The 286-nt window shown below is 65.4% G+C and carries 1 pseudogene; it reads right to left on the reverse strand.

Features of this window, described 5'->3' with window-relative positions:
- Window positions 1-39 precede the first annotated feature (39 nt).
- Window positions 40-286 (reverse strand): annotated as a pseudogene (locus EN786_RS37285) (FAD-dependent oxidoreductase); the annotation flags it as partial.

A 286-nucleotide genomic window follows, 5' to 3' on the forward strand; every position in this document is an offset into this window, starting at 1 on the left:
CGATCTGGCGTGGTTCCAGACGGAACCCGCTGCACATCTTCAGTGTCCGGTCAGGCGATCGGCAAAGGCCGCAAGGCGTGAGGTCCGGCCCAGGCCGTTTGCTTCACGCCGGTCGGCGATGCGATAGAGCTGGTACATGGTGTGCACACCGAGCCAGCGCAGCGGTTCCGGCTCCCATTTCTTGACCGTACGGTTGACCCAGGGCAGCCGGGTCAACTCGGTGTCGTGGCCGAGCACCAGGTCGCACAAGGTGCGGCCCGACAGGTTGGAGCTCGACACACCGAGC

Origin of the sequence: Mesorhizobium sp. M4B.F.Ca.ET.143.01.1.1, from assembly GCF_004792275.1 — a bacterium.
GTDB classification, from domain to species: Bacteria; Pseudomonadota; Alphaproteobacteria; order Rhizobiales; family Rhizobiaceae; genus Mesorhizobium; species Mesorhizobium abyssinicae.